The sequence below is a fragment of the Streptomyces nanshensis genome (assembly GCF_001751255.1).
Classification (GTDB): Bacteria; Actinomycetota; Actinomycetes; order Streptomycetales; family Streptomycetaceae; genus Streptomyces; species Streptomyces nanshensis_A.
Genome location: NZ_LJGW01000707.1, coordinates 1 through 9,645, shown reverse-complemented (window position 1 = coordinate 9,645; position 9,645 = coordinate 1). Strand labels below are relative to the sequence as shown.

General features: G+C 73.2%; 10 protein-coding genes. 5 read left to right on the top strand and 5 right to left on the bottom strand.

Annotation, left to right across the window (positions count from 1 at the left end; genetic code table 11):
- Positions 1-740 (top strand): response regulator (locus AN218_RS32480; protein ID WP_141747785.1); only part of this gene is annotated, 740 nt, incomplete at its 5' end.
- The gene (locus tag AN218_RS32475) at positions 737-1,459 is read left to right on the top strand and encodes a response regulator (protein ID WP_070020612.1); all 723 of its coding nucleotides are present in this window, start codon (positions 737-739) and stop codon (positions 1,457-1,459) included. The genes AN218_RS32480 and AN218_RS32475, both read left to right, overlap by 4 nt.
- 7 nt (positions 1,460-1,466) lie before the next feature.
- Here the strand turns inward: AN218_RS32475 and AN218_RS32470 are convergent, their stop codons facing one another.
- The 3 genes from AN218_RS32470 to AN218_RS32460 all read right to left on the bottom strand — a co-directional run bounded on the left by AN218_RS32470 (position 1,467) and on the right by AN218_RS32460 (position 4,624).
- Positions 1,467-2,282, bottom strand: coding sequence for a methyltransferase domain-containing protein (locus AN218_RS32470; RefSeq protein WP_070020611.1), 816 nt, complete (start codon positions 2,280-2,282; stop codon positions 1,467-1,469).
- 92 nt (positions 2,283-2,374) lie between these two features.
- Positions 2,375-3,748, bottom strand: a complete 1,374-nt coding sequence (locus tag AN218_RS32465; protein WP_070020610.1) for an MFS transporter — start codon at positions 3,746-3,748, stop codon at positions 2,375-2,377.
- Between the two features lie 201 nt (positions 3,749-3,949).
- Positions 3,950-4,624, bottom strand: a complete 675-nt coding sequence (locus AN218_RS32460; RefSeq protein WP_070020609.1) for a TetR/AcrR family transcriptional regulator — start codon at positions 4,622-4,624, stop codon at positions 3,950-3,952.
- A gap of 139 nt (positions 4,625-4,763) precedes the next feature.
- Here AN218_RS32460 and aroQ point away from each other — a divergent pair, with 139 nt between their 5' ends.
- Both aroQ and AN218_RS32450 read left to right on the top strand, forming a co-directional pair.
- Positions 4,764-5,234, top strand: a complete 471-nt coding sequence (gene aroQ, locus AN218_RS32455; RefSeq protein WP_070020608.1) for a type II 3-dehydroquinate dehydratase — start codon at positions 4,764-4,766, stop codon at positions 5,232-5,234.
- The gene (locus AN218_RS32450; RefSeq protein WP_070020607.1) at positions 5,231-6,127 is read left to right on the top strand and encodes a shikimate dehydrogenase; all 897 of its coding nucleotides are present in this window, start codon (positions 5,231-5,233) and stop codon (positions 6,125-6,127) included. The genes aroQ and AN218_RS32450 overlap by 4 nt, the downstream gene beginning before the upstream one ends.
- Before the next feature lie 105 nt (positions 6,128-6,232).
- Here the strand turns inward: AN218_RS32450 and AN218_RS32445 are convergent, their stop codons facing one another.
- Entirely contained in the window at positions 6,233-6,457 is a 225-nt protein-coding gene (locus AN218_RS32445; protein WP_070020606.1) for a hypothetical protein, read from the bottom strand.
- A gap of 101 nt (positions 6,458-6,558) precedes the next feature.
- Entirely contained in the window at positions 6,559-8,691 is a 2,133-nt protein-coding gene (locus AN218_RS32440) for a glycogen debranching N-terminal domain-containing protein (RefSeq protein ID WP_070020605.1), read from the bottom strand.
- Between the two features lie 262 nt (positions 8,692-8,953).
- Here AN218_RS32440 and AN218_RS32430 point away from each other — a divergent pair.
- Positions 8,954-9,645, top strand: a 692-nt coding sequence (locus tag AN218_RS32430; RefSeq protein ID WP_141747784.1) for a LacI family DNA-binding transcriptional regulator, incomplete at its 3' end; no start/stop codon positions are given.

The window sequence follows — 9,645 nt, the reverse complement described above, 5'->3', positions numbered from 1 at the left end:
CGCCGGCCGCCACCTGGCCCGAGGCGGAGGAGTCGGCGCCCGCACCGACCGGGCCCGGGCCACGGCCCTCGCAGGTGGGGCCCGTGGGCCCGGAGCACGGGGACGGCGCACCCCGTACGTCCGCAGCCGCCGGACAGGAGGACGGCCACGAGGACGCCTGGCCCGAGACGACCCAGCTCAAGCAGTGGCTGAGCGGACCGCGCGGCCAGACCCTCGCGGGCACCCATGTGCTGATCGTCGACGACGACATCCGCAACGTCTTCGCGCTGACCCATGTGCTGGGCCGCGTCGGCATCTCCGTGAAGTACGCGGAGAACGGCCGCGAAGGACTGGACGTACTGGACCGCTCCCCCGAGGTGTCCATGGTCCTGATGGACATCATGATGCCGGAGATGAACGGCTACGAGGCGATCCGTACCATCCGGCGGACGCCCCGGCTGGCCGGTCTGCCCGTGATCGCGCTGACCGCGAAGGCGATGTCCGGCGACAGCCGGAAGGCGCTCGACAGCGGGGCCGACGTCTACGTCGCCAAGCCCGTGGACCTGGACGAGCTGCTGCAGTCCATGTACGACCTGCTCACCCGCGAGGGCAGCCACACCCAGGGCGAACCGCACGCCACGGCCTCGCCCGACGGCGACCGCGGGGACGGGGCCGGCGGCTCCGCGGGACGTGAGCACAGCGCACCGCCCGGTGACGGCCTGGGCGCCGGACGTCCCGGGCCGGCGGGGCCGGTGCCATGAGCGCCCCGGTCCCGGACAGGTCGAGCATCCTCATCGTCGACGACATGCAGGAGAACCTCGTCGCGCTGGAGGCCGTACTGGGGCCGCTGGACCAGCAGTTGGTGACCGCGCGCTCCGGCGAGGAGGCGCTGAAGGCGATGCTCCGGCAGGACTTCGCGGTGGTGCTGCTGGATGTGCTGATGCCGGGCATGGACGGCTTCGAGACCGCGAGCAACATCAAGCGCCTCGACCAGACCAAGGACGTGCCGATCATCCTGCTCACCGGTACGGACGTGGACGCCGACTACGCCTACCGCGGATACGCGCTCGGCGCGGCCGACTTCCTCTCCAAGCCGATCGACCCGTGGGTGCTGCGTACGAAGGTCAACGTCTTCCTCGACCTGGACCGCAAGAACCGTCAACTCGCCGTGCAGGCCGAGCAGTTGCGCCGTCTGCTGGTGGCGGAGCACTCGCCGCGCGGCACCGCCGGCACCGCCGGGTCCGCCGCGGAGGGCCCGTTGGAGGGCACGTGGACGGACGAGGCGCCGCGTCGGGGCATGGGGGCCGGCAGGGGCGGCGCGGAACAACTGGCGGAGATCTCCGAGAAGTTGGTGCAGATCGAGATGATGCTGCGCGAGCGTGAGGACGCCAGGTCGGACGAACTGTCCGACAAGATCGGGGAGTTGGAGCGCACCGTGCGCCGCCTCGGCGCGGACGGCACGGGCGGCGCCCCGGCGTGAGCCGGTCTCACCCCAGGGGCGCCCGCCCCGAGGCCGAGACCAGCGGCGCCGTCGCCAGATCGAGGTTCCCGGCGGCGACGTTCGCCAGATGCCGGTCGATCTCCTCGTCCGTGGCGAGGCCCTTCTCCACCAGGCCGGCGCGGATCTGCCGCACGGTGGCGTCCTCCAGGACGGCGCACGCGGGCGAGGTGATCGGGAAGTAGGCGTCGGCCCGTACGTCCTCGAGTCCCGCGTCGCGCAGCAGCCCCGGCAGCTTCCGCCCGTACGCCAGGTCGACGCCCCGGTCCGCCATGAGGGAACGGAAGCCGTTGCGCAGGCGGTTGGCGAGCCGCTCCTCGGGGCCGCGCTCGGCCGGGCACAGCAGCGGCTGCAGCGCGGGGTCGGCCTCCTCCAGCAGCAGCAGACCGCCCGGCTTCAGCGCCCCGGTCATCCGCCGCAGCGCTTCGGCGCGGTCGGTGACATGGCCCAGCACCAGCCGGGCGTGTACGAGGTCGAAGACGCCGGACGGGGGCGGGTCCGCGGCGACGTCGTGGCGCAGCACCCGTACCGCCGCGCCGCTCGTCTCGGCCTCCGCCGTCCACGAGACGTCGATGTCGGTGGCGATCACCTCGCCCCGGGCGCCGGTGCGTTCGGCGAGGGCGAGCGGCAGGGACGGGCCGCCCGCGCCGACCTCCCAGCACCGCATGCCCGCGGTGAGTCCCGCCTCGTCGACGTGGCGGAGTGTCACCGGGTCGAAGAGTTCGCTGAGGGCGCGGAAGCGTTCGCCCGCCTCCTGCTGCCGGTTGTCCAGCAGATAACCGCGGTCGGTCTCGTGGGTGGCCATGTGCCGATTCTGGACCACGGCCGGCCGTACGGGGCGGTCGGCCCGGATCCCTGCCGCCCCGGGAGGGGGTACGGGGACAACGGTCAGGCACATCAGGCGCGTTCAGGCGCGGCCGGTGCCACGTCGGCGGGCCGCGCGCCGCCCTCCGCCCCGTCCGTCCCGAGGTCCTCGGTGGCGGTGTGCGCGGTCTCCCTGGCGAAGAGGGCGGCCAGCGCGGGCGGCACGCACAGTGCGGCGGTGAACAGTCCGACGCGTGCCCATCCGTCGCCCTCCGGCCCGGCGATGCCGGCGGCGAACGTCACGGCGAAACCGGAGACGGCGAAACCGGTCTGTGTGCCCACGGCCATGCCCGAGAGGCGTACGGAGGCCGGGAACATCTCCCCGTAGAACGCGGGCCACACGCCGTTCGCCGCGCTGTAGACGACGCCGAAGGCGAGGATCCCGGCCAGCAGCGTCAGCGGGTAGCTGCCGGTGGAGATCGCCCACAGGTACACGAACATCGCGACGGCGCTGCCCGCCGCGCCCGTGAGGAAGACGGGCCTGCGGCCGATCCGGTCGGACAGTCCCGCCCACAGCGGGATGGCCGCCAGGGCGACGACGTTCGCCAGCGCGCCGACCCACAGCATCCCGGACTTGTCCATGCCGACCGGCTCGCTCGTCGCGTACGACAGCGCCCAGACGGTGAAGATCGTGCTGACGGAGGCGACCAGCGCCCCGCACACCACCCGCAGCACCGACCGCCAGTGCCCGCGTACCAGCACGACCAGCGGCATCCGCACGACCTCGCCGGCCGCCGCCTGCTGTGTGAAGACGGGCGTCTCGTGCAGCGAGCGCCGGATGAACCAGCCGACGACGGCCACGGCCGCGCTCAGCAGAAACGGAATGCGCCATCCCCAACTGAGCATGTGGTGCTCGGGAAGCGCCGCGACGGGGATGAAGGCGAGGGTCGCCAGAAGCTGTCCGGCCTGGGTGCCGCCGAGCGTGAAGCTGGTGAACCAGCCGCGGCGGTGCGGCGGCGCGTGTTCGAGGGTCATGGAGTTGGCGCCCGCCTGCTCGCCCGCCGCCGAGAGTCCCTGGAGGACGCGCAGCAGCACCAGCAGCGCCGGGGCCGCCGCCCCGATCTGTCCCCGGGTGGGCAGACAGCCGATGAGGAAGGTGGCCGCGCCCATCAGCAGCAGCGTGAGGAGCATGATCCGCTTCCGCCCGAAGCGGTCGCCGATGTGTCCGAGCAGCAGCGCGCCGAGCGGGCGTACGGCGTAGGCCACGCCGAAGGTCGCGAGCGAGAGCAGCGTGGCGTCGGCGGGGTCGGAGTCGTCGAAGAAGATCGCCGGGAAGATCAGCGCGGCGGCGCTGCCGTAGATGAAGAAGTCGTAGTACTCCAGCGCGCTGCCGACCGCGGCGGCGACGGCGGCCTTGCGCGGCTGTGCCGGTGCGGCGGTGGAGCCGGGCTCGTTGTCGGCGGTCACGGCGCTCTCCTTCGGACGTCCGGACGGTCCGTGCTAATGAACCCACCAGATAGTTCATTGCGAGTGGCTACGGATGCTGGGGCCGCGGTCCGCCGGTGTCAAGGGGCCGGGACGAGAGCGTCGAGTACGGGCGTGTACGGGCGAGTTCGGGCACGGCCCGTACGGGCGGGGACGGGCGCGTACGGGACGGGGAGGGCGGGCTCAGTGCTGCCGGGCCGGCGTCTCTCCCGAGGTGAGATAGGCGATCACCATGTCGGCGAGCATCGTCCGGTAGTGCTCGCGGCGGTCCCGCTCCAGCAGGTCGCGGTCGAAGAGGGCGCAGAAGGTGTGGCGGTTGGCGACGCGGAAGAAGCAGAAGGAGCTGATCATGGCGTGCAGATCGACGGCGTCGACGTCCGCGGTGAAGACCCCCTCCGCGCGGCCCGCGTCGAGGATGCGCCGGATGACGTCGATCGCGGGCGAGCTGAGGCGGCGCAGCTCCTCCGAGCCCGCGATGTGCTCGGCCCCGTAGACGTTCTCGATGCTGACGAGCTGGATGAAGTCGGGGTGCGCCTCGTGGTGGTCGAAGGTGACGGCGGCCAGTCGGCGGATGGCCGCCACCGGGTCCAAGTGCTCGACGTCGAGGCGCTGTTCGGCCTCGCGGATGACCGAGTACGCGCGTTCCAGCACGGCGGTGAAGAGCTGTTCCTTGCCGCCGAAGTAGTAATAGATCATGCGCTTCGTGGTGCGGGTGCGGGCGGCGATCTCGTCGACGCGGGCTCCCGCGTACCCGGCACGGGCGAACTCCCGGGTGGCGGCGTCCATGATCTCGCCCCGGGTGCGGGCGGCGTCGCGCACGCGTCCGGTGGGCTGTGCCGGGTCTTCCGCGGTGGTCATCCGGCTCCTCGGCGCGGGGGTCGCTTGGATCAGCGATTGTAGGGCGCACGCCGCCGGGCCCGTCCTGCGGGACTTCCCCGTGCGGTGACAGGCTTGATATGACTAACGGACCAGTTCGTACATTGATGGGAAGCGACCGATGCCCCACTCCCCCGGCCTGCCCGACGGCACCCCCGTCCTCGTACTCAACGGGCCGAACCTCAACCTCCTCGGACTGCGCGAGCCCGACGTCTACGGCAGGGACACGCTCGCGGACGTCGAGGAGCTGTGCCGTGCGACGGCGGCGGACCACGGACTGCGCGCGGACTGCCGGCAGAGCAACCACGAGGGCGCGCTCATCGACGCGGTGCACGAGGCGCGCACCGAGCACCGCGCGATCGTGATCAACCCCGGCGGCTACAGCCACACTTCGGTGGCGCTGCGGGACGCGCTGGCCGCCGTGGAGCTGCCCGTGGTCGAGGTGCATCTCTCCAACATCCACAAGCGGGAGGAGTTCCGGCACCACAGCTATGTCTCCGCGGTCGCCGACGCCGTGATCTGCGGCGCCGGTGCGCACGGGTACGCGCTGGCGCTGGCCCACGCGGCCACGCTGGTGCGGGAGAAGCGGTGAGCGACGGGCGGACGTATCTCGTCGGGCTGCTCGGCGCGGGCATCGGCCCCTCGCTCAGCCCGGCGCTGCACGAGCGGGAGGCGGAGCGGCTGGGGCTGCGCTACGTCTACCGGCTGATCGACCTCGACGCTCCGGGCGCTGCCGGCGGGCAGGGCGCCGTGGAGGAACGGTCGGCTCAACTCCTGGGCGCGGCACGGGACGTGGGCTTCGACGGGCTCAACGTCACCCACCCCTGCAAACAGGCCGTCGTCCCGCATCTCGACGCGCTCGCGCCGCAGGCCGAGGCGCTCGGCGCGGTCAACACCGTGGTCTTCGACGGCGGTCGGGCCGTGGGGCACAACACGGACGTCACCGGCTTCGCGGCGTCCTTCGCGCGCGGGCTGCCGGACGCACCGGTAGGCGAGGTGGTGCTGCTGGGCGCCGGAGGCGCGGGGGCGGCCGTCGCCCATGCGCTGCTCGGCCTCGGTGCGGGACGGCTCATCGTCGTCGACGCCGAGCCGGAGCGGGCTGCGGGACTGGCCGCAGCGCTGCGCGGGCACTTCGGCACCGGACGGGCGCGGACGGCCGAACTGCGGTCGGCCGCCGCCCTGTTGGCGGACGTGGACGGTCTGGTGCACGCGACGCCCACCGGGATGGCGGCGCATCCGGGGCTGCCGGTGCCGGCCAGTGCGCTGCGTCCCGGGCTATGGGTCGCCGAGGTGGTCTACCGGCCGCTGGAGACCGCGCTCGTCGGGGCGGCACGCGCCGCCGGGTGCCGTGTGCTCGACGGCGGCGGCATGGCCGTCTTCCAAGCGGCGGACGCACTGCGGCTGTTCACCGGTCTCCAGCCCGAAACGGGGCGCATGCTCGCCGACTTCGCCTCGCTGACGGAGTCCTCCGGCGCCCGGCTGTGACGTACTCCGGCTGCGACGTACGGGGCATCCTCCTCTCCGTACGTTCCGAGAGCGGTCCGCCGCTCAACCGCCGTGTGCCGAGGGCCCGTTCAGCGGTTCACGGGTTCACCGGTCGCGCTGCCGCAGATACGGCGTCGTGGACACCGCGCCCATATGGCGTCCCGCACGGGCACGCTTCCGGGCCTCCCGCGCCTCGCCGCCCGCCGCGGACTCGATGCTCAGGCCCTCGTCGCTCAGAGCACCGCGGCGCCGCTGTCTGCGGACCAGGACCCATACCAACGAGCCGATGATCACCAGCAGTACGGCGTCGATCGTCAGAAAGACCGCCATCGGACCCCCCCCCGTTCGTCCGTCTGACGTCCCATCATCCCTTCTGCGGGCCTTGTCGACCAGATGTCCGGCCGTGAACGGCGCCGATCACACCGCGCCGGTCACGGCTCCAGCACCTCCACCGTCACGCGGTCCCCCGGCAGCCCGAAGACCCGGGCCGTGCCGTCCCCGTCCAGCGCGACCTCGAACTCCCGCTCCCCCAGGCGCAGTCCGCTCGCCCGCAGCGGCAGATAGCGCTCCGCCATGCCCGGACGTACGGTCAGCCGTCCGCCCGGTGCGTCGGCCCGCAGCCCCAGTACGGCCTGGAGCACCGCCACCGACGCGGCGGCGGACCACGCCTGCGGACGGCAGGAGGCGGGGTAGGGCGCGGGCCGGGAGTCGGTGTGTGCGCCGTGGCCGGCGAACAGCTCCGGCAGCCGCCCCTCGAAGGGCACCGACGCCCGTACGAGCCCGGCCGCCAGCGACTCCGCGACCTCGAAGTGCCCGTCGCGGGCGAGCCCTTGGACGGCGATCGCCGTGTCGTGCGGCCACACGGTGCCGATGTGGTAGCCGAGGGGGCTGTAGCCCGTGGAGTCGGAGGAGAGCGTGCGCAGTCCGAAGCCGCAGTCGAGGTCCGCGCCCGCGAGGCGTTCGGCCACGAGCCGGCTCTCCTCCGCGTTCAGCAGCCCGGTGCCCGGCAGATGGCCGATATTGGAGGTGAGGGCGTCCAGCGGCTGCTTGTCGGCGCCGAGCGCGATGGCCGGGTAGGGGCCACGGGCGTCTTCGACCCAGAAGCGCTCACGGAAGCGGTCCGCGAGCCGTGCCGCCCACTCCTCCCAGCGGTCCGCGCCGCCGCGTCCGAACGCGCGGAACAACTCCGCGGCGCCCAGGGCCGCTTCGTGTGCGTACGCCTGCACCTCGCAGAGCGCGACGGGCGGTTCGGCGAGGCGGCCGTCGCGGTGGCGTACGGCGTCGCCGGAGTCCTTCCAGCCCTGGTTGGCCAGGCCGCGGCCGGTGCTGTCGACGTACTCCAGGAAGCCGTCGCCGTCGGCGTCGCCGTGCTCGTCCATCCACGTCAGGGCCGACTCGGCGTGCGACAGCAGCGGTTCGACCTCCTCGGGCGGCATGCCCCAGCGCCAGGCGTCGTGCAGCAGCGTCACCCACAGCGGGGTGGCGTCGACCGTGCCGTAGTAGCAGGGGGGCACGGCCAGCCCGTCGCCGAAGTCCAGCCCGTCGCGGCGTATTTCGTGCAGGATCTTGCCGGGCTGCTCCTCCGTCGAGGGGTCGCTCACGGCGCCCTGGCGGCGGGCGAGGGTGCGCAGCGTCCCGGCGGCCAGGCCGGTGCCCAGCGGCAGCAGCATGCGCGCGGCCAGGATCGAGTCCCGTCCGAAGAGGGTGAGGAACCAGGGCGCGCCGGCCGCGAGGAAGGTGTCGCGCTCCTGGAGCGGATCGGCCAGCAGCAGCGCCCCGAGGTCGGAGCGGGCACGGGCGAACCAGTGGTCCAGGCCGTGGTCGGCGCTGGCGAGGGAGGCGCCGGAGGCGAGCGCGGTGCGCGCCGCGGAGGTTGCGGGGCGGAAGACGTCGCCCTGCTGGTCCTCGACGGTGCAGCGCAGCACGGCCTCCCAGCGCTCGCCCGGGGCGAGTTCGACGCTGTGGTGCAGCTCGGTGATCTCGTCGGCTGCCTGCTCGGCGGCCTCGGGGGCGGGTGTGCACACCAGCCGCGCGGTGAACTCCCCGTCGCTCCAGCTCACACCGTCCGGCTGCGGCTCGGGCGCCCGACGCGGCACCGTACGGCCGGACTTGACGGTCTCCATGGAGGCCAGGTCGCTCGCGGCACGCAGCGTGAGCCGTACGCGGGCAGGGGTGCGCCCGGCGTTGTGCAGGGTGAGGGTCTCGCTCAACTCGCCCGGCTCGACGCGGCGTCGGCGCTCCAGCGTGACGGCCGGGTCGGGGCTGTGCTCGGCGAGGCCGCGCAGCACCGTACGGAACGAGGCACGCTCCGCGCCGTCGGGGCCGCCGCCGATGGGCGCGTTGGGGACGTCCTCGGCGAGCGCGGTGAGCAGCGAGAGGGCCCGGCGGTCGCCGTGGTAAAAGCCGTCGCAGCCCTCGCGGAGCTGACCGTCCGGGCGGGAGAGCGCCATGCTCGGCGCGCACAGCGTGATGCAGGCGTCGTGCAGGAACGGCTGGAGCCCGGACGGCGGCACGGGCCCGTCCGGGGAGCCGGTGCCGTCATGAGTCTTGACAGTTGTCTCCACGGGGGCGCAACCTCTCAGCCATTGGATCGATCAAATCGACCCTAACAAAGAGGTCAAGAGCCCAAATCGCCCTTTTTGCACGGGAGATCGGTCACGGTCGATCCGCGTTCGTCCCGCTCAGCACCCGTCCGTCCGTACCGCCCGCCCAGAGCGTCCGTACCGTCCGTACCCGTCGTCCGTACCCGTCGTCCGTGCCCGCTGTCCGAGTCCGCCGCCCGTGCCGCCGTCTCCACCGGCCGCCACACCTCCGGGAGTTCCGCCCATGCCGTCCCGTTCCGAACCGTCGCCGTCCGTTCCCGGCCAGGGAGCGGGAGGCGGTTCGGGCACGGTCACGATGGCGATGGTCGCGCGGCGGGCGGGCGTCTCCACGCAGACGGTCTCCAACGCGCTCAACACCCCGGACCTGCTGCGCCCGGAGACCCTGGAGCGCGTACGCCGCGCCGTGGACGAGATGGGCTACCGCCCGCACCGGGCGGCCCGTTCACTGCGTACGCGCGCCAGCAGGCTCATCGGCTTCGGCATCGCACCGGCCGGCGCCGGGACGACCATCGTCCTCGACCGCTTCCTGCACGCCCTGTCGGAGACGGCGGACGCGGCCGGATACCGGCTGCTGCTGTTCGCCGCCGGCTCCGGGCAGCGTGAACTGGCCGCGTACGAGGAGCTGTTGGGCGAGCACGGCGTCGACGCGTTCGTACTGAGCAACACCGCCTACGGGGACCCGCGGCAGGCGTGGCTGGAGGAACGCGGCATCCCCTTCGTCGCGTTCGGCCGCATGTGGTCCGAGAAGGACGTGGGCGACTGGGTCGACGTCGACGGCGCCGCCGGCACCGAGGCCGCCGTCGAACGGCTCGTCGCCGAGGGCCACCGGCGCATCGGCTTCCTCGGCTGGCCGCCCGGCTCCGGCACCGGCGACGACCGCGCCGAGGGCTGGCTGCGGGCGCTGCGCCGGCACGG